This window comes from Nostoc sp. DedQUE07 (assembly GCF_034530975.2).
Taxonomy (GTDB): domain Bacteria; phylum Cyanobacteriota; class Cyanobacteriia; order Cyanobacteriales; family Nostocaceae; genus Nostoc.
Genome location: NZ_JAVRCC020000003.1, coordinates 244,218 through 265,067, shown reverse-complemented (window position 1 = coordinate 265,067; position 20,850 = coordinate 244,218). Strand labels below are relative to the sequence as shown.

Sequence of the window (20,850 nt, the reverse complement as noted above, 5' to 3'; positions counted from 1 at the left end):
TAAAACACGTTGCACAGAAGGTTAAATTGTGAATTTAGAATTTAGATTTATATCTAGAACCGGGTGGTAAAATGACCTATCTTTATGATTTTGGTGAAAACTGGAAATTTGATGTCCAGTTAGAAGCAATTAATCCACTTGATAGCAAAATCCAAAAACCGAAGATTTTAGAAGTTCACGGAAATGCACCTCAACAGTATTGGAGTTAGGATGAGTGATGAAAAGGATTTAGGAAAGTGCAGAGAATGAAAATATATTCATGTTCAGATGTCTTCTATTTGTGTCTAATAAAATCCGCTTTTATAATGAAGTAGTTTTAGTTACAATAAAACAATACAAATTCTTAGGAGATAAAAACTGTGAGTCTTCCATATACTGGAGGTTGTCAATGTGGACAGATTCGTTATGAAATTCATACCGAACCATTAACACTTTACCTATGTCATTGTAAAGAGTGTCAAAAACAATCGTCTAGTGCCTTTGGTATGTCCCTTACAGTACTACGAGATACTTTTGTAATTGTTCAGGGAAAACCGAAAGCTTGGACTCGGAAAAATGATACCGGACGTGAAGTAAATAACCTGTTTTGTGGCGACTGCGGAACGCGATTGTTCCATGAACGGACTTACAATTCAAATACTATCAATGTCAAAGCTGGAACCTTAGATGATACAAGTTGGTTACGCCCAGTGGGTAATATTTGGACACGCAGTGCCCAGTCATGGGTGATAATTTCAGACCAATTGCTCAACTATGACGGGCAACCAGAGGATACGCAACCTTTATGGGAAAAATGGAAACAAGAACATCCATAAATGCATAAGTTCTGATATTAGATATCATACTTATGATACTTATAGTATCTAACTTATCATTGTACTAAACAACATAATAAAATTTTACTGGTAAAATACTTTAATGAACATATTAGATTATTTAAAACAGTAATAGTAAACTCAAATTATAAGTTCAGCTTGTGTATCATATATAGTTCCACCTGTGTGCAAATTATTAATAAAGCTAACACACTATTAATATTTCATATGAAAGCTTACTGGACATTTCCAATCAAGTAATGTAAGTGTAATTCGATAAATCAGACGATTTTGGTTCATTTTCAACACTTTTAACAGTTATTTCTAGACAAGCTTGATGAAAAACGATACACCACCAGAATTGAACCCAGACCAAGAAATTGGGCGCTTAATTGATGAGGTAATGTCTTCATCTCTGACTGATGAACAGTACCGGAAAAAAATGCAGCGACGCAAAGAAGTGCAAGACAAGCGCATAGCAGAAGCTGTACCAGAAAAAGGATTAATTATTGTAAATACTGGTAACGGTAAGGGTAAAACCACTGCGGCTTTGGGGATGGTGTTGCGATCGCTCGGTCATGGGTATAAAGTAGCGATCGTCCAATTCATCAAAGGTAGCTGGGAACCTTCCGAAAAAAGGGTTTTCAGCTATTGGGAAGACCAAATAGAATTTCACGCAATGGGCGAAGGCTTTACCTGGGAAACTCAAGACCGCGATCGCGATCTTGACAAAGCTAGCGCCGCCTGGGAAAAATCGTTAGAATACATTCGCAACCCAGACTTTCATCTAGTGTTGTTAGACGAAATCAATATCGCCCTCAAAATGGCTTACTTACCAGTAGAAGACGTTTTAGCAGGTTTGGCGCAAAAACCCGCTAACAAACACGTTATTCTCACAGGTAGAGGCGCACCACCTGCTTTAATTGAGCGTGCTGACTTAGTAACTGAAATGACTCTAGTTAAGCACCCTTTCCGCGATCAAGGTGTAAAAGCACAACCGGGAATTGAATATTAAATCAGAATTCAGAATTCAGAACTTAGAATTCAGAATTATTAAAAAACAGGTTTCCTACTCAGCAGAGATTAGAAACCTGGTTTTTAATTCTCATATGTCATACCAATTTGAAAAAAGAATGCAACACATAGATGATATATATCACCAACCCTGCCCTTACTAAGGGGTGCGCGTCAGCGTGGGTGGGCTTATCTGTCGTAAACATTTTTTGAATTGGTATCAGATGTAAAAAAGCAGATTTCAAGTTGATGAGGTACACAAGCTAAATCTGTTATCTAGGTAGAAAGCGTATTTTGCTTCTGTTAGCGCAGCGGGGCGTAGCCCATTCTGAATTCTGAATTGAGACTTCTGCTATCAGTCCCATTTGTTACTTCTTATTCCAAAGGCTTAAAAATGCTTGAGAGATGGCTGGGGTAATCTGACTTTGTAAGTGATTTAGTGCATCACGATGATTTGCATTATTGTCATCATAATAAGTAAACAGATTCGTCAGCTTGACAATCTCAGGATTTTGATCGTTTGTCCCCCTCCATTTGTTAGTAACTTTGTGTAAAACGTCCTTGGGTAGATTTTGTTGTAAGTTATTTAACGCTGCAATGTAAGAAGGATTTTGAGGATTCTTTTGGAATTGAAAGCATAAATCTCTCAGCTTTAGTTGTGACTGAGGCGGAGTCTGGGGCTTATCTGTCAGACTAGATTGCTGTAGAATTTGACGCTGTTCAATAGTAGCAATACCATTTTCAGTTAAACCCTGAGATTTCTGAAATTTTTTGACTGCTGTATAAGTAGCCGGGCCATAAAAAGGCTTGTTTGGAGGAATTTCAGCATTGGTTGCAAAACCATGAAACTTCAATCTGTTTTGAAGCCCGATGACTGTTTCTTCCATGACAGTTCGAGTCTCTGCATCAGCGTTACCATTAACCACAAGTTTTTGTGAGTACTGTTTCTGAAACTTTTTAATAGCTTCTTCAGTAGGATCGTCAGTCAAGGAGTTGTTATTTCGCTTCCAGGGAGCAAATTTAGTGAGATCCGGCTTAGGATCAATCTCAGGAGCTAAATATCCCAATCCAATCAATATGTGACGGATGACTTCAGGGCTACTAACGGCCATGCTTTTTGGTTCCTTTGCGATTAAACTACCATTTAATGTATCTTGTTTTACAAAAATTAGGTAAGTAGAAATAAACAAATCTAACATTTCTTGTTTGCAAGGCGTTCTGAAGGTTAAGCGATGTGTGACGACAAGCTGCAACTCTTTGAGACGTTAGAGGTGTGCGACTACAGATAGTGAAAAAGAAAGACGACTTGCTTGAGCGTAGCGTCTCGTAGAGAAGTCGAAAGGAGCCGAAGTGCTGCCTCCTGCCTTCTTCACTGGCATTTACCAAAACCACCGCCACCAGGAGTTTCTATCACAAAAACATCCCCAGTTTTCATTTCTACCGTTGCTGTGCTGTCTAAATTCTCTTCAATTCCATTCTGACGTTGTATCCAGTTTCGTCCTACTTTTCCTGCCTCTCCATCATTTAATCCAAAGGGGGGAATAACCCGATGACCAGAGAGAATATTAGCTGTCATCGGTTCAAGAAATCGAATGCGGCGGACAACTCCATTACCACCCGAATATTTTCCTTTGCCACCGCTATCGGGACGAAGACTAAAGCTTTCTAAAAGTACAGGATAACGAGTTTCTAAAACTTCTGGATCGGTCAAACGAGAGTTAGTCATGTGAGAATGAACACCATCAATACCATTAAAATTAATCCCCGCGCCAGAGCCACCGCAGATAGTTTCATAATATTGATATTGCTCATTACCAAAAGTAAAATTATTCATCGTTCCTTGAGAAGCAGCCATAACACCCAAAGCACCATATAAAGCATCCACAATAGTTTGAGAAGTTTCGACATTACCCGCGACTACTGCGGCTGGATAGGTTGGGTTGAGCATACAGCCAACTGGGATAATAATTTCTAAAGGATTAAGACACCCAGCATTCAGAGGAATATTATCATCAACTAAAGTACGGAAAACATATAAAACTGCTGCTTGAGTTACAGCTTTAGGAGCATTAAAATTACTATTAAGCTGCCAAGAAGTTCCACTAAAATCAATAGTAGCACTGCGGTTTTCTGGGTAGATAGTTACTTTAACTTTAATTTGCGCCCCATCATCCATTTTATAAGTAAATGAGCCATCCTTGAGAACTGCGATCGCACGCCTAACAGACTCCTCAGCATTAGCTTGCACAAATGTCATATAAGCTTGAACAGTGTCAATTCCGTATTGTAAAACCATTTTACAAAGTTCTTGAACTCCCCGTTCATTTGCAGCAATTTGGGCTTTAAAATCAGCGATATTTTGGTCAGGGTTACGAGCAGGATAAGTATGATTTGCAAGGTGCTGTCTGACTGTGGTTTCTTGAAAATTTCCCTCTTCGACCAAGAGGAAATTATCAAAGAGAATTCCTTCTTCTTCTACTGTGGTACTGTGGGGAGGCATAGAACCGGGAGTAATTCCACCAATATCTGCTTGATGTCCGCGAGAAGCAACAAAAAATAAAGGCATTGGGCATTGGTCATTGGGCATGGGGCATGGATTATTTTCACTATTTTCCAAAAAAACAGGGGTAATTGCAGTGACATCAGGAAGGTGGGTTCCGCCGTTATAGGGGTTATTAGATAGATAAACATTTCCCGGTTTTAGGGTGTCGCCTTTATCGTTAATTAAACTGCGGACACTTTCACTCATTGAGCCTAAATGTACGGGAATATGTGGGGCATTTGCTACTAATAATCCCGATGAGTCAAAAATTGCGCAGGAGAAATCCAGCCTTTCTTTGATATTCACTGATGTAGCGGTGTTTTGCAACACAATTCCCATTTGTTCGGCGATAAATTGATAGAGATTTTTAAAGATTTCTAAGCGAACAGGATCGGGTTGAGATGTTCTGTGCATTTTTAATTTCTATTTGTTTAAATTCAATGAATTACTTAACATTTGCTGATGTAAGTTGAGTTAAGAAAAGTGCAACCCAACACAAAAATTGATTGATGTTGGGTGTCACTTCACACATTATGTTCTCGACCTATAAACCTCATACATTAAGAGGCTACCTGCTACAGCAAGATTGAGGGAGTCAACCGCACCTACCATCGGAATCCGAACAAGATGCTGGCATAAGTCTCGCTGTTCTGGGGTTAGACCTTGGCGCTCCTCGCCCAGGAAAAGAAGAGTAGAATTGGGATAATTAAACTGATGAAATTCAGACATCCCATCTGGTGAAGCACCAATAACAGGACAGTGGTGGTTCTGTACCCAGTTACGGAGCGCAGAAAAGCTTGTGCGTACAAACTTCTGGTTAAAGAGCGAACCCATAGATGCCCGAATAACATCGGGAGCAAAGGGATCTACGCTATCTTTGATAAAAATAAACCCAGCACCGCCAACGGCTTCTGATGTGCGAATCAAGGTTCCGAGGTTTCCTGGTGAGCGAACAGTTTCAACAGCCACCCAGCACAAATCAGGTTGTGGCGAGATATCACGCAGCTTGAACCAACGCTGACGAACAATTGCACCAACTCCAGAAGTACGTTCACTTTTAGAAATACGTCGAAACTGTTCGGGTGTAAGGCTGATGCAAGGAACACCAGAACGCCGAGATTGCCGAACTAGTTTCCGTGCTAAAGGTGCTGTGAGCAGTTTCTCACTAAACGCGATCGCTAAAATATCAAAACCGTTGTCAATTACCTTGACAAAGTTACGCACACCTTCGATATAGAATAATCCAGAGGCGTTACGATGTGCGCGGTCAAATTGGAGCCTTTTAACTTCGGTTAGCGTAGCCTCAACATCTAACCGTTCATGGCTGGAACTATTAACACCAGCCATCCTCCTTCAGCAGAGCTACTTGGCTCTCTAGATAAAAAACTTGAATTAGCATGAGACATTGCGGAAACTATACCGCAGACATCAACTTCACTGCGATCGATATTAGCACATATTTATTCTAAGTCAGGTGTATTTAACTTTCTATCTAGACAAAGCTGGCGGATTTCCAAAGGAAGAGAAGAAAAATTTAACATTGAAAATCTCCGAATAATTTACTGAAACTTAGTATTTTCGGTTAATGAAATTAAATCATAAATCTTTATATAATCTCTATAAGACGTTGCAAAATTAAATGATTACGTTCAGTTAATCTTGCTTCCCAGTTTGGTTCAACTACAATCGTGCTAATTTTTTCGATAATAATTGCAGGGCCATTAATACTATCTTCTGGTTGTAAATCTTCTCGTCGATAAATAGGAGCATTATGCCATCTATCAGCAGTAAATATCCTGACTGTCTCAACAGAGACAGGGGCTTCATCTAGAGAACGGGTACGAATAATTAAAGGTTCTTCGGGAGTATCCATTTTTTGAATTACTTCCACTGAAGCAGATTCTACAATTAAGCTTTTCTCTAATTGAATGAAACCATAGCGTGATTGATGATCAACCTCAAAATCTTGCTGCATTACTACTACTTTATTGGCAAAATTAACGGTCAGTATAGAGTTAGTACCCTCATATTTTAAGTTAGCTTTTCGGATTACTTTTAATTGACTATCTGTTTCATTTATTTCACTTCTAGCTTGAGTTTCTAAATATCTCATTAACTGCTCTAATTTAGGGATTAATGCTTGAGTTAAAGGTTGTTCAACTCCTCCTTCTCTAATCGCCCGCACATCAGCTAATCCCATTCCGTAAGCTGAGAGAACTCCAGCATAAGGATGTAGAAATATTTTTTTCATTCCCAAGGTATCGGCAATTAAACAAGCAACTTGCCCACTTGCACCGCCAAAACAACAAAGCACATATTGGCTGACATCATAACCGCGTTGCAGACTGATTTTTTTTATTGCATTCGCCATATTTTCCACTGCGATCGCCATAAATCCTGCGGCTACTTGTTCGGGAGTACAATCATTTAATGTAACGGCTTGAATGTCTTGGGTTAATTGCGTAAATTGCTGAATAACAATATCTTTATCTAAAGGTAAATTGCCATCAATTCCAAAAACTGAGGGAAAATATTGTGGGTGAATTTTACCTAACATCACATTGGCATCAGTAACCGCTAATGGCCCGCCACGTCGATAACAAGCAGGGCCAGGATTTGAACCAGCAGATTTAGGGCCGACACGATAACTAGAACTATCAAAAAACAGAACTGAACCACCACCAGCAGCAATGGTATTAATTGCTAATACAGGAACTCGCATTCGCGCCCCAGCTATTTCTGAATCTAGTTGTCGTTCATACTCTCCTTTAAAGTGGGCAACATCTGTACTTGTCCCTCCCATATCAAAGGTAATAACTAACTCAAAACCTGCTCTTTTACTAGTTTGAACTGCACCGACAATACCGCCAGCCGGGCCGCTTAAAATACTATCCTTTCCTTGAAATTGTTCGGCTGCGACTAAACCGCCGTCAGATTTCATGAACATTAATTTTACTCCGGGTAGCTGACTCGCTACTTGGTTAACGTAGCGGCGCAGAATAGGAGTTAGATAAGCATCTACTACTGTTGTATCTCCCCGGCTAACCAACTTCATCAAAGGACTAACTCGATGAGATACGGAAATTTGAGTAAAGCCGATTTCTTGGGCAAGCTGGGCTATTTGTTGCTCGTGTTCGGGATAGCGATCGCTGTGCATAAAAACAATCGCACAACTCCGAATTCCTGTATGGTAAATTGCTTGTAAGTCACTTTTGACTTGTTCAAGATTTATGGATATTAATTCATTCCCATTAGCATCGTAGCGTTCATCTATTTCAATTACCTGCTCATAAAGCATCGTTGGTAAAATTATCTGGCGCGCAAAGATGTTAGGACGGTTTTGGTAGCCAATTCGCAGCGCATCTTTAAACCCTTTGGTGATCAGAAGAACAACCCTGTCTCCCTTTCTTTCTAACAGAGCATTTGTTGCTACTGTTGTCCCCATTTTTACCACTTCTATGGCTTCAGCAGGAATGAGTTCGTTGCTAGCAATACCCATGATATCTCGAATACCTTGGATGGCTGCATCTTCATATTGTTCGGGATTTTCTGAAAGTAGTTTGTAGACTATAATCCATTGCTGATTAGGCAGAGGGACAATTAAAAAACGTTCGGGATGTTTTGAAAGTCTATCGATAATTAGTTGATTATTAGTAACAGCAACAATATCTGTGAATGTACCACCTCGGTCAGCAAAAACCTTCAACATTACTCTGTTTCCTGTAGAATCATGAGAAATTACGAAATAGCTCTAATATCCGTTGTCAATTAATATTCATCTACAAATTGAGGATGAACCCAGAGAAATTCACGGCGTTTGTTTTGCACCTGCACTAGACCACCAAAACTAGGATCTTTTTCTTTCAGAAGGGCGTGTAATTCTCGCAAAATCGAGCCTTGAGCGCGGATTGCATCGCCTTCCAAAAATGAGGCATCGCTCTTGGACTTTCCAGCCAAAGCCATATCACTTCCCTTTAAAGTAGACTCGATGCTTTTCTGTCCCAAATCGAGTTGTTCTTCAATGGCTTTGTAGGTAGTATCATCCAGTATAAATTTAGTTGCCGAACCTGCCACAGGTAAGACTAAGCTCAAAGTTCCAGTCAAAATTCTGAGATAGGGGACTGCCTTGGTGAACCACTCACGCGGCAATTCTAATTCATAGACTCCCTTTTTCTTGTCGTTGGGATTTAAGGCTGGAAGTGGCTGACGTGCGTGTTCGCACCAGAGGGTGAGTTGAAATTTGGCACTAATCCATTTGGGGCGATCGAAAAATCCTGGTTCAATGGGCTTAAAGCTGAACAGGCGCGGGCCGTCTTTTGCTTCATCGGTGAGCATCTGCATTAGTTCTGCAAACTGCTGATCGACCTGGCTTAAAATGGTGCGTTGCTCTTGAGATAATACCTGAAAGCGTGCTTGATCTAGGCGATCGTACATAACCAAATCTTTGCGGATGACGTTTAACTCGTCTTTCACAATGTATCGGAACTGCTCAATGCCAATTTCTTGGGATGGGGGTTGAGCAGTTGGCGCGTTATTCAGCAATTGATCGATGTTTTGCCATTCACCACACCCGGAAATGGGACACGGGAACTCATGGCGATTTTTCTTTTTGCTTTCAATTAGTTTTTGTACCTCAAACAGTCCGTTTCCAGGTGCATTCATGCTGCAAGGTGCAATGCAGGGAACCATCACATTACAACGCAACCCTTCCCAGAAATTCTCGACTAGCCATTTAATCTCTTCTGTGAGATAGGATAGGAACCTTTCAGGATAAGCTGCCCGCACTGTAATTTTTACATCTGTGCCAATATATTCCAGCAATGCCCGACCGTTGTAATCATTGTCAAGCATTAAGCCGCGTTGCCAGTGAATGCTGTTTTCGTAATTAGTCCGCCCCAGTGAGTATTTGTGCAACCGAACAATCAACTGGTAAAATAATCCTTCTGCTACTGCAAACTGTCCGCGACTGTCCACAATGCGGCAGATTTGTATCTGTTGCCTGTCTCCCGCTTCTGGTTTCTCTCCCCAATTGGGCAATGGCTCCGGGCGTGTATCGGAAACAAGTTGAGCAATCAGGGTGGTATTGCTAGTTTCTGACGGATCGAATACCACTTTGTAGGATAGATAAAAGCGTTCCATCAGCCGCAGAAAAATTGGATGCAACTTTGAGGGGTAGCCTTCTTCGCCTGCAAATGGCGAATGGCTCCACAACTGACTGAGATGCTGAAATTCCACTAAACCGTTGCGTTTGCGTGTCGTTTCATCATCTAGCACGAAGCTGATCGCCTTTGCCAGCCAGTCGGGTTTGAGGATGACGATATCGCGTAGTGTTGGGTCGTAATGGTAATGGATGAAATGCCCTAGTGTATGGGAGATGCGAAGAAACAGTTCTGCTTGCTCCTCATCAATTCCCTGTTCAGCGCAGATGGCAATGACATCATCGTAGGGCAGATAGGCTTTGTCACTTGTCTGTAAGGTTTCCCGCACCCGTTGCCACTTTGCTGGAACGGAACGCCCCATTTCGGGAAGAGATGCAGCGACACGAGCAATAGTATCTTTTAATTCTACAATCCCAGCGCAATGCGTCGTATCCTGGTTGGGTTTGCTGTCTATATGGAAAAAATCGATTACGGTATCTTTGCCGAATTGATCCAAAATTTCTTGTCTGTCAATATCCGGTTGTCGCTGTCCGGGGCCGTCATGCGTTGCAACAACCAACACCTTTGCCTCCGGTTCCCGATTCTTGATCAGCGTAATCCACTCTTTGACAAAGCCCTGCTGGGGGCCTTCCCGTGGTTTCCAGATAACGAGATATACGGCTGGCGCACTGAAAAACAATTGGTGCGTTGGTCGATAAACCCGTTGACCGCCAAAATCCCAACCATTGAGTGATATCTCTGTGCCACTGTCGGGATCGGTGACGATTACAGATTTAATTTCAATCCCGTGAGTCGTGGGGCGACCATCTACCCATTCATCTCCCCGCAATGCTCCCAATAGACAACTTTTACCCACTTCACCTTCACCAATCAGAATCAGCTTGGCTTCATTCAAGGTTATCTGTTCTTCTGCCTTTGCCCGAAGATACGCCATAACAGCGTTGAGTCCCTGCTTATATGCCGCCGCTAGTTCAGGGTTCAAAGGGTTTTCGTCAAGATTAAGTTCAACTAGTTGAGCAAGTTGAGTAAAACTGTGAGGCAATGATGTCAGATTATTTCCAGGAACTACGTCTTCATAAAACGCATTAGAGGAAATCTGCTTTCCTCCTAAGTAAAGTTTTATTAACTGTGTCAAATTGCCAAATTCATTGGGAAGCTGCTCAATTTCATTGTGGATCGCATAAAGCTCTCTCAATTTTTGTAAGCTCGTGATTACGTTTGGAAACGAGACAAATTCATTTCCAGAAAGTGACAGTACAGTTAGTTGCGTTAGATTTTTGGTTGATTCTGGCAGTTCCGTCAGTTGGTTGTTGAAGAGGTCAAGCTTTTGCAATTGAGTGAGAAAACCGATCGCCTCTGGCAGTATCGTCAGTTCGTTGCTAGAGAGGTCAAGCTGTTGCAACTGGGTGAGAAAGCCGATCGCCTCTGGTAGTACTATCAGTTGATTGTTCCAAAGGTCAAGCGATTGCAACTGGGTCAGATAGCCGATAGCCTCTGGTAGTGTTGTCAGTTGGTTTCTAGAGAGGTCAAGCGTTTGCAATTGGGTCAAGGATGCGATCGCTTTTGGCAGTTGGCTCAGTTGGTTGTTGGAGAGGTCAAGCGTTTGCAATTGGGTCAAGGATGCGATCGCTTTTGGCAGTTGGCTCAGTTGGTTGTTGGAGAGGTAAAGCTGTTGCAACTGCGTCAGGGATGCGATCGCCTTTGGCAGTTCTATCAGTTGATTGTCAGAGAGATCAAGCAATTGCAATTGTGTGAGGGATGCGATCGCCTCTGGTAGTACTATCAGTTGATTGTCAGAGAGATTAAGCTGTTGCAACTGTGTGAGGGATGCGATCGCCTCTGGTAATGTCGTCAGTTTATTATTGCGAAGGTAAAGCGTTTGCAACTGCGTCAGGGATGCGATCACTTCTAGCAGTTGGGTCAGTTGGTTGTTGTCGAGGTTAAGCTGTTGCAACTGAGTCAGGGATGCGATTGCTTCTGGCAGTTGGGTCAGTTGATTGTAGAAAAGGTCAAGATTTTGCAACTGAGTCAGGGATAAGATCGCTTCTGGCAATTCCGTCAGTTGGTTGTCGGAGAGGTCAAGCGTTTGCAACTGGGTCAGGGATGCGATCGCCTTTGGCAGTTCTATCAGTTGATTACCGTTGAGATCAAGCAATTGCAATTGTGTGAGGGATGCGATCGCCTCTGGCAATTGGATCAATTGGTTTTTGGAGAGGTCAAGCTGTTGCAACTGAGTCAGGGATGCAATCGCTTCTGTTATCTCAGTGAATTGGTTTCTGGAGAGGTCAAGCTGTTGCAACTGAGTCAGGAATGCGATCGCCTCTGGCAGTTCCATCAGTTCGTTACCGGAGAGGTCAAGCTGTTGCAACTGGTTCAGGGATGCGATCGCCTCTGGCACTTCAGTGAGTTCCATGTTGCTGAGATCGAGTTTTATTGATCCCTGTCGCCTCGCCTGTTTAATACGCTGCTCTGCTTTCCGATAAGCCTTATCTCTTACCATGACCAAATCCTTTCTCTCACTACCAAAATCAGAGTAATAGCCAGACTTTTTCTAGGTAACAGCCGATACAGGTGGTTTAGCCAGAAAATCTCAGCCTAACATTCTAATAAATAGCAAGCAACGCCAAAGGTGAAAATTTAACCACGCCAGATGATGTTGACAATTAGATAGCTTGCTGATTGAGCGGAATTACGATTATAAATTCTGTTCCCTTTCCAGGAGCAGAAATACATTCTAATTTTCCCTGATGTTTTTGGGTGATAATCTGATGACTAATAGATAAACCTAACCCAGTACCTTTATTAACTGGTTTAGTCGTAAAAAATGGTTCAAATAATTGTTTTTGTACCTTTTCGGGAATGCCTATACCATTGTCGCCAATACGAATAACTACCTGATTTTCGCTAGTGAGTTTAGTCTGAATGCTTATCTGAGGAGTAGAGAGCGTTTCTTCCCTTACTTCCCATTCACCGTTTTCCACTACCTCTTCTAAAGCATCGATCGCATTTGCGAGAAGATTCATAAATACTTGATTCAGTTGTCCAGCATAACATTCTACTAATGGCAGGTCGCCATACTCTTTAATCACCTCAATTGCTAGATTGTTAGAAGATTTAGGTTTGAGGCGATGTTCCAGAATCATCAATGTATTATCTATACCTTCATGGATATTCACAGCTTTCATCTCTGCGTTATCTAACCGAGAAAAGTTTCGCAGAGATAAGACAATTTCTGTGATTCGTTCCGCACCAACTGTCATAGAAGTTAGCAAGTTGGGCAAGTCTGCAATCAGAAAATCTAAGTCGATCGCTTCTGTTTCTTGTTGAATTTCCTTTACTGGATTAGGATAGTTTTTCTGGTATAATTGCAGCAATCTTAATAAATCTTGGATATATTGATTGGCATAGCCGACATTGCCAGAAATAAAATTGATTGGGTTATTGATTTCGTGCGCTACACCTGCTACCAACTGTCCCAAACTCGACATTTTTTCACTATGCACCAGTTGAGATACTAACTGCTTTGCCTCTTGCCGCAATTGTGCTTCTGAGTATCGTAATATCTGTTCTGCTTGTTTGCGCTGGGTAATGTCGTGGAGAATCACAACATATTCCTGAAAATCCCGATGGGGTCGGTCTGAGATGGAAACTTCCAAAGTTCTATTTTTCCCATTACCGATTAAAATTTGTTCGCTACGCTTTGTCCACTGCTCTGGATAGTAGACTAATGCGGGTAGCCATTTGTTCAGGTGATTTCCCCGTAACTCAGATGGTTTGACACCAAAGAACGATTCGGTGGCTGGGTTAGCTTGGCGGATAATGCCTCGATCGTCTACTACTAAAATACCATCCTGGGCGACTGTAAAGAGGTGTTCGGCAGCAACTCTTGCTTCTGCGATCGCTACCACTTGCGGTAAACTTGTCCAGCAAGCGATCGCTACTCCCACAAATGCCACGCTCATCAGTAGCACCACAAATATATTCTCACCGCCCGCAGTCGCCACTTTATTGAGTTTGACACCAAATAACCAGCCAACTGCCACGGCGCTGCACAGTAAAAAAATCAGAATGCTCACCTGAAGAATTACTGAATCTTTGATAATTACTACAGGGCGCGTGCGATATCGCCGCATCCACCAATCAGGATGGAAAGCAGGGAAATTCACACGGCGAATTACCGCATCTATTCCTATAACACTAATGGGAAATAATAGCCCAATCAGCAAGTTGAGCCAACCCCAGGCAAATCCGCCCACCAATAGCACCACAACTTCTAACAGCAGAATAGCCAGAGATATGCGAGGAAATAAAACTTCCGGGCGATCGCGCCGAAGCCAAAGCCCCAAATGCAGTAACATAAAGGAGACAAACCAACCGATGTTACCAACAGCGACGATTCGCGCTACATCTCCCCAAATCAAATAGATTAAGCACAATCCCAGTGTCAATGTCAATGCAGGGACAAACACACCCCGACGTGAGACCACAGAAAATACTGGTGAAATGTGGTTATCTAAAGCCAGTTGATACAAAATTCGCGGGCAATTAGAAACCACTGTTGCCGAACCTAAAAGACTTGCAGCTACTAGTAAAAAAGAAACACTTACACCAGCGAACCTTCCCCAAAAGGGCTGGGAAGCTGCCACCAGATTTAGGAAAGCATTATCTTTAAGGTTGGGATTTGTTGCTAACCGCATCACTACCCAAGACCCTCCCAAAAAGATGAGTGGCATCATCCAGGCGGCAACGTTTAGAAACCGTAGCGTCTGGGTGGGGTGGCGGCTATCAGCGACAAAGGAAGAAGCCGTTTCACAGCTGTAGGTTGCATAAGTGACGAAAAAGAACCACTTTGCCCAATCCACGAAGCTCAAAGATGACCAACTGTTAGGAAAAAACCCAGGACTAACGGGAGAAAATGCTAACCAACCAAGACCTTGGATACAGAAGGTTATTAGCAGTGCAAAGGCTGGAATTACAAAAAACAAATGTAAAATACTCAGGGCGCGAGTCCCACTAAATGCCACAATAAAAGGCAACAGTGTAAAGCTAATATCCAGAAAGATGTCTGGACAGGTGATACCCAGCGTCTCTAAATTTACTTTAATTAAATCTCTGAGTACGATTGTATTCACTGACAGGTAAGAAACCCAGTTGAGGAGGTATCCAATTGCTGCATAGCGAGCAAGTCTTGGGTAGTTATGCAGTAGCTTGGTAGCATAGTTAGGTGTTCCTCCAGCTACATTGATGAAATGCAAACCTAAGCGTTTTACCTGATAGTTAAGCAGCATTCCAAAAATCACCGCAGGTATCCAAACAAAAATAGCTTGGGAACCTAGAGCAGCATGAATCGCTGGAACCAATGCTGTCCAAGAAATATGAGCTGTCAAACCAAAGCCCCAACTTTCAACAGCACTCAAGCTTCTAGTCAAACGAAGGGAAGAAGATTGGCCCAATGTGGAATGAGCAAAATCGGACATGATTAGCAGTGTTCGGTGGGATACTTTAATTAAGCTTATTAGCTAAAGTTCCCATCTCTTAAATATTCAGAATAAAAACTTTCTGTACGGAATCATACTTAGATGTTACGACATCTATCATCAAAGAAAATTTACTTCACAACACCAGCGTTTATTGCCCTCATGCCCCAACCCCTTCTCCCAATTTGGGAGAAGGGGAGCCAAGCCAATTTCAAAGTCCCTCTCTTCCAAGTTGGGAGAGGGATTTAGGGTGAAAGCTCATTGATTTATCTAAAAAGTCTATTAGACAATTGTCGAGCGTGTGTCTGCCAAGGCAGGAACTTTGACTTCTGTTTCGGCTTGTAAGTCAAAGTCATACCACTCGTTACGCCATTGGAGGCGAAACTTCAAACGCGTCCAGTTAGATGGTAGATTGGGACAGGCAATGGGGCCAAATTGAGTCATCCGAATACCGGCAAACCCGAAAACTACTGCTTGCCATACTCCTCCAGCACTGGCAGCGTGAATTCCTTCGGTGGCGTTCAGTCTGACATCATCTAAGTCTACCAAGGCCGATCGCATAAAATGCGTATAGGCTTCAGTTGGTTGATTGAGGTCGCAAGCTAAGATGGCATGAATGGCTGGGCCTAATGAAGAACCATAACTGTGGTCGGTGCGCTGGTTGTAATAGTCCCAGTTGGTGGCGAGGGTGTTATAGTCATAACGTTCGCGCAATAAATACAAGAGCATCAACACATCTGGCTGCTTGAGAATCTGCTTCTGGTTTGTAGCTTCAATTCCCAACAAACTTTGCAGAGATTTACTGCGCGGTTCGTAATCAGCGAGGTTAACGTCTTCTAGCTGGAAAAAGCCTTCAAATTGCTCAATTAAACCTGTTTGAGCATCTTCATTGACAAATAGACGCTCTTGGATTTCTGCCCAATGGTGCAGACGCTCTGTAGTTAAGTTGAGTTTTTGCACTAGTTCTGCTGAGGTTTCAGGATAAGCTTGTTTGAGCCAATCCCACAGCGCCAAAGCTGACTGCAAATGCCACTGTACCATAAGATTGGTGAAGGCATTATTATCGATGCGATCGTGATATTCATCGGGGCCAATTATATCTAGGATGTCATAGCTGTGACGCTCTTGGTTCCACTGCACTCGACTTTCCCAGAAAACAGCCGTATCAAGGATAATTTCGGCGCCATAATCTCGCATCCAGTCATCATCGTTGGTAGACTGCCAGTAGTGCAAAATTGCATAAGCGATATCTGCGGTGATATGCACTTCAATATCACCGCACCAGATGCGGATTAATTCACCATTGGGAGCCGGAACCCAACGCGGAGTTACTTCATCGCCAGTAGTGGCACTTTCCCAAGCAAACATCGCTCCTTGATAACCGGCTTCTTGAGCTTTGCGTCTAGCTCCTGGTAGGGTGTGGTAACGGTAGGTAAGCAAGTTACGCGCTAGAGCTGGTTGAGTTAAGGTGAGGAAAGGTAGGATGAATATTTCTGTATCCCAAAAGATATGTCCGCTATAAGCAAAACCAGAGAGAGCTTTGGCAGGAATGCTTACCCGATTGTCGTGACGCGGGGTTACAGCTAGTAATTGAAAGAGATTGTAACGGACGCTCAATTGAGCCAAGCGATCGCCTTCTATAATAATGTCACTGTCTTGCCACACTTGCTCCCATGCAGTAATGTGAGCTGCCAATAAAGTAGTATATCTCGGTTCCTCAGCAAGTCTTTGTAAGGCGGTGGCAATGGGGATTTCTGTTTCTCGTGAAGTAAACAGGGTGACAATTTTTTCTACAGTTACCGTTTTTCCGGGATATAACTCTAAGGTGGTTGTCAAAGTGGGAGAAGTAGAAGTCTTTTCGACGCTCACAGGTGCAGTCTCATCACCATCTACCACTAACTTAGCTGCCATCCCAAGTTGAATATTTGAGTGGAGAGTTGTACTGTTTAACCAGAGAATCTGATTGATGCCACCTTGGTTTAAGGTTCGCCAATGTTTGATGCCTTGGGTATGTGGTTCGCTGTCAAATCCGGCTTCAACGGTAATTTCACCCTCAAAGTCTACCGATGTAATTTGAGCGCGAATCGCCAAAACGTGTTGGTCTGCTAAACTGGTGAAACGCTCGAAGTGAAAATCTAGGGTATGACCATTAGGACTACGCCACCGCACATCACGGCTAACTAAACCTAAGCGTAAATCGAGCCGACGTTCGTAGTTGAGAATTTCACCACTGTCCATACTAAAGCGATCGCCTGCTACTTTCACCACCAATGGCAGCCAGTTGGGACAGTTTACCAATTCGGTATGAGTAATTGTCACATCATCATAAACACCGTGGATCAGTACGCCTGGAAAATCTTGGGGATATCCTTCTTCAAATGTACCCCGCACTCCTAACAACCCATTACCAAGAGTGAAAACAGTTTCTTTGTGATGCAACTGCGCCGGGTTAAACTCCGTTTCAATAACGTTCCAGTCAGTATTGTCAATTAATTGCTGATTTTGCTGAGAATTGGAAGTGGACACGTTGAGCATGAGTGATAAAACCTATGTCTTGGGCTGGGTAGAATGCGGTAAAATTAGGAGCAATCTTGAGCGCCGAGATTAAAGATAATCTGAACGCCAAAAAATACGCTTCTGATAACAGTAGCGTTTCACTTTTCATCTGTCTACAGTTAGATTTATTTAAAAATGCCAGTTATAACTCATAAATCTCAACTAGTTACGAATTGATTCAGTTTTTCATCAATTTCTTTGATATTTACGATTAAGGCCAGACGCGATGAATCGTTAAGGCAAGACGCGATAAATCGCCGTCTTTGTCTTTGTGATGAACGTTAGTCATATTTTGGCTGGTAAAATCTACAGGTGCAGTTATGTAACGTTTTGTTCTTTTACCAGAAGTGGTATATTGGCACTTGACCTGACCGAGTACAAACTATGCATAAGCCCACAGGACAGCAAACTAGAGGTGTTGTACTCAGTACTACAGGACAGGAAGGGAGAGTGCGCAGATGAACAAAAATACTGGGCAAGGTAGTGTTTTTTCTCTGTTTAAAGGCGTAACTCTAAGTGGCATCTTGGTAGCGTTGTTTGTGCTGCAAATCTTGCTAGCTGTGGGATTGACTGCATACTTGTCAATCGGAAACGGGCAAAAGGCAATCAATGAGGTAGCTAGTGAATTACGTCATGAAGTTGCCAATCGAGTCGAGCAGAATTTACAAACTTACTTGGCAACTGGGCGTCAGGTACTAGGCAGTAATCAAAATATCATTAACATGGGGTTGCTGAAGATAGAAAATCTGGCAACCTGGGAGTCATACTTAATCGAGCAGTTAAAGATTTTTCCAGATGCGTTGGCAATAACTGCAAGCAATGAGCAAGAATATTTAGCGGTGGAAAAGTTCAACGATCGCCAATTTTTACTCAGAAAAGCCGATAAGTCAACTGGGTATGACCTTTACACCTACATAATTGATTCTCAAGGTCAACGTACCCAATTACCAGAGGTAATCAAAAACTATGATGCGCGATCGCGTCCTGATTATCAAACAGCAGTTACCGCCAAAAAGTTTAGCTTTAGTCAGATTTTTACACCCCGCACTGAACCAACGCTCTTAATTAGTGCTTCTCTTCCCATTTATAATTCCCAAGGCGAACTACTCGGAGTCAACAGCACTCTCACTCACTTATCACAAATTGGGAATTTGCTGCAAAACATCAAAGTTGGCAAGTCTGGGCAAATTTTTATTATCGAGCGATCGGGGCTATTAGTTGCAAGTTCTACCAACGAAGAACCATTCCGCTTACAAAATGGTAAACCGATTAGATTAGCAGCTTCTCAAAGCGGCAATTCTTTGACTCAAGCAACCGCTAAATACTTAACAACTAAATTTAGTAACTTTGACCAAATTCAAGGTTTACAGCAACTAGATTTTTCCTTGGAAGGCAAACGGCAATTTTTAGAAGTTAGACCCTTCGAGGGCGAAAAAAATGTCAATTGGTTGATAATAGTGGCTGTCCCAGAAGCAGACTTTATGGGACAAATTAATCGCAACATTCAAACTACAATTTTTCTTTGTTTAGGAGCGTTGGGACTAGCTATTATATTGGGAATTGCCACCGCTCGGTGGATTACTCAACCAATTTTGTACTTTAGCAGGGCGACAAAAGATTTAACTGATTTTACCAACAGCGACTCAGTGGTGAAAGTACAAGGAATTCAAGAATTAGAGGTGCTGGGTGGATTTTTAAATGAGGTGGCGCAGGATTTACGCAAAACTTTTACTGCACTGATTAGTAAAAATGAGGATTTACAACTGCAAGTTCAACAGCGAACTCAAGAATTACAGCACGAGGTTGAAGAACGCATTAACAGCGAACGAAAACAGGGACAGCATCATCAAGTACTTACAGAATTGGCAAATCACAAAGCGATTTTTGAAGGAAATTTAGAAACAGCATTCAAAGCGATCGCCCAAAAAGCAGCCAATGCCTTAGAAGTAGAGCGAGTCAGTGTATGGTTATTCAATGACGAGCGTACCAAACTACAATGTATAAGTCTCTATGAACGTAGCAATCAGAAACATTCAGCAGGTTTAGAACGCAACGTTGCAGATTATTTCATCTACTTTAAAGCCCTATTAGCTTCTGGTACTATTGCCGTCTCTGACACTCGCACCGATCCACGGGTACAAGAATTATCGGATAAATTGCTCAAACCAAATAATATTGTGTCCCTAATTGATACCATTCTTTGGGTTGGAGGCAAAATGGTGGGAACAGTATTGTACGAGCAGGTTGATATTCCCCGGAAATGGGAACAGAGCGAGGAAAACTTCGTTAGAGCGATCGCGGAAATTGTCACTCTAACTTTAGAAGTAGGCGATCGCCAACGTGCAGAATCAGCTCTACGTGAGGCTAAAGAAATCGCCGAAGTTGCAAATCGTGCTAGAAGCACCTTTTTAAGAAACATTAACCACGATCTGAGGACTCCTTTAAACTCAATTATGGGAATCACAGAGGCACTCAAAGAGCAAGTATACGGCCCTGTAAATGAAGAACAGCGCCAGTCTTTAAATATGCTCGAATCTAGCAGTAAGAACTTACTAGAATTAATTAATCAAATCCTTGACTTTACCGATACCGAATCCAGCAAAATCGAACTGCAACTAGCTGCTACTTCGATTCAGGAAATATGTGACTTCTGCTTGACTTTTGTCAAACATTTAGCCTTCCAGAAAAATATCCGGCTGACGGCACAAATCCCTGAAGAACTCGAACCCATCCAAGTCGATGAAGGCCGCATTCGCCAAGTATTTATCAACTTGTTAACTAACGCGATTAAGTTTACTAAAGAAGGAGGCGAAGTCTGGATTGAAGTCCAGCCAAGTTCTAGCAATGCATATATCTTTATCAGCGTGGTAGATACTGGTATTGGGATGCTTTCCGATGACTTATTTAAATTATTTCAACCATTTGTCCAAGTTGAAAATACTTCTAATCCTCGTTCTCCGGGTACTGGTTTAGGATTAGTAATGGTGCAAAAAATTGTCGAGTTACATGGTGGAACTGTCCACGCCGAAAGTCAGTTAGGCAAAGGTAGTCGATTTACTGTGAAACTTCCTTGGAAAAAGGCGAGATAATCGAGAGTCTAAGAGGATGTTTGAAAAGCGGTATGTTATGATTTTAATCGAATTATTACCCTCCTTAATCCCCCCAATATATTGGGGGGAAACAAAAAAATCCAGTTCCCTCCCCTTTACAAGGGGAGGGTTAGGGTGGGGTAAAACTCGGATTTGTCAATCATTTCTAACTTGTGTGTAAACGGTAGCTTTATAAGG

10 protein-coding genes and 1 pseudogene are annotated in these 20,850 nt (G+C 42.3%); 4 read left to right on the top strand and 7 right to left on the bottom strand.

Annotated features, from left to right (window positions below):
* Positions 1 to 56: 56 nt before the first annotated feature.
* The 3 genes and pseudogenes from RMZ95_RS03945 to cobO form a co-directional block, all read left to right on the top strand.
* Positions 57 to 209: pseudogene (locus tag RMZ95_RS03945) on the top strand (IS1096 element passenger TnpR family protein); the annotation flags it as partial.
* A 150-nt stretch (positions 210 to 359) separates the two neighbouring features.
* The gene (locus RMZ95_RS03940) at positions 360 to 815 is read left to right on the top strand and encodes a GFA family protein (RefSeq protein WP_322686030.1); all 456 of its coding nucleotides are present in this window, start codon (positions 360 to 362) and stop codon (positions 813 to 815) included.
* A 337-nt stretch (positions 816 to 1,152) separates the two neighbouring features.
* Positions 1,153 to 1,830 (top strand): cob(I)yrinic acid a,c-diamide adenosyltransferase, encoded by a 678-nt coding sequence (gene cobO / locus RMZ95_RS03935; RefSeq protein WP_322672760.1) that lies wholly within the window; start codon positions 1,153 to 1,155, stop codon positions 1,828 to 1,830.
* A 367-nt stretch (positions 1,831 to 2,197) separates the two neighbouring features.
* Here the strand turns inward: cobO and RMZ95_RS03930 are convergent, their stop codons facing one another.
* The 7 genes from RMZ95_RS03930 to RMZ95_RS03900 all read right to left on the bottom strand — a co-directional run bounded on the left by RMZ95_RS03930 (position 2,198) and on the right by RMZ95_RS03900 (position 17,542).
* Positions 2,198 to 3,028, bottom strand: a complete 831-nt coding sequence (locus RMZ95_RS03930; RefSeq protein ID WP_322686029.1) for a peptidoglycan-binding domain-containing protein — start codon at positions 3,026 to 3,028, stop codon at positions 2,198 to 2,200.
* Between the two features lie 170 nt (positions 3,029 to 3,198).
* On the bottom strand, positions 3,199 to 4,785 hold the full coding sequence (locus tag RMZ95_RS03925) for a hydantoinase B/oxoprolinase family protein (RefSeq protein ID WP_322686028.1): 1,587 nt from the start codon (positions 4,783 to 4,785) through the stop codon (positions 3,199 to 3,201).
* A gap of 117 nt (positions 4,786 to 4,902) precedes the next feature.
* Positions 4,903 to 5,718, bottom strand: a complete 816-nt coding sequence (locus tag RMZ95_RS03920) for an RNA methyltransferase (protein WP_322686027.1) — start codon at positions 5,716 to 5,718, stop codon at positions 4,903 to 4,905.
* Between the two features lie 259 nt (positions 5,719 to 5,977).
* On the bottom strand, positions 5,978 to 8,080 hold the full coding sequence (locus RMZ95_RS03915) for a hydantoinase/oxoprolinase family protein (protein ID WP_322686026.1): 2,103 nt from the start codon (positions 8,078 to 8,080) through the stop codon (positions 5,978 to 5,980).
* 59 nt (positions 8,081 to 8,139) lie between these two features.
* Positions 8,140 to 12,030, bottom strand: coding sequence for a leucine-rich repeat domain-containing protein (locus RMZ95_RS03910; protein ID WP_409882143.1), 3,891 nt, complete (start codon positions 12,028 to 12,030; stop codon positions 8,140 to 8,142).
* Positions 12,031 to 12,193: 163 nt separating this feature from the next.
* Positions 12,194 to 15,007 (bottom strand): ATP-binding protein, encoded by a 2,814-nt coding sequence (locus tag RMZ95_RS03905; protein WP_322686024.1) that lies wholly within the window; start codon positions 15,005 to 15,007, stop codon positions 12,194 to 12,196.
* Positions 15,008 to 15,289: 282 nt separating this feature from the next.
* A complete protein-coding gene (locus tag RMZ95_RS03900) occupies positions 15,290 to 17,542 on the bottom strand; it encodes a glycoside hydrolase family 65 protein (RefSeq protein ID WP_322686023.1) in 2,253 nt (750 codons plus the stop codon).
* 479 nt (positions 17,543 to 18,021) lie between these two features.
* Here RMZ95_RS03900 and RMZ95_RS03895 point away from each other — a divergent pair, with 479 nt between their 5' ends.
* Positions 18,022 to 20,652, top strand: coding sequence for an ATP-binding protein (locus tag RMZ95_RS03895; protein ID WP_322686022.1), 2,631 nt, complete (start codon positions 18,022 to 18,024; stop codon positions 20,650 to 20,652).
* The last annotated feature ends 198 nt before the right edge of the window (positions 20,653 to 20,850 follow it).

Coding starts and splice junctions, on each gene's coding strand:
- cobO (WP_322672760.1), top strand. CDS start 1,153: ATGAAAAACGATACACCACCAGAATTGAACCCAGACCAAGAAATTGGG.
- RMZ95_RS03930 (WP_322686029.1), bottom strand. CDS start 3,028: ATGTTAGATTTGTTTATTTCTACTTACCTAATTTTTGTAAAACAAGAT.
- RMZ95_RS03925 (WP_322686028.1), bottom strand. CDS start 4,785: ATGCACAGAACATCTCAACCCGATCCTGTTCGCTTAGAAATCTTTAAA.
- RMZ95_RS03920 (WP_322686027.1), bottom strand. CDS start 5,718: ATGGCTGGTGTTAATAGTTCCAGCCATGAACGGTTAGATGTTGAGGCT.
- RMZ95_RS03915 (WP_322686026.1), bottom strand. CDS start 8,080: ATGTTGAAGGTTTTTGCTGACCGAGGTGGTACATTCACAGATATTGTT.
- RMZ95_RS03910 (WP_409882143.1), bottom strand. CDS start 12,030: ATGGTAAGAGATAAGGCTTATCGGAAAGCAGAGCAGCGTATTAAACAG.
- RMZ95_RS03905 (WP_322686024.1), bottom strand. CDS start 15,007: ATGTCCGATTTTGCTCATTCCACATTGGGCCAATCTTCTTCCCTTCGT.
- RMZ95_RS03900 (WP_322686023.1), bottom strand. CDS start 17,542: ATGCTCAACGTGTCCACTTCCAATTCTCAGCAAAATCAGCAATTAATT.
- RMZ95_RS03895 (WP_322686022.1), top strand. CDS start 18,022: ATGAACAAAAATACTGGGCAAGGTAGTGTTTTTTCTCTGTTTAAAGGC.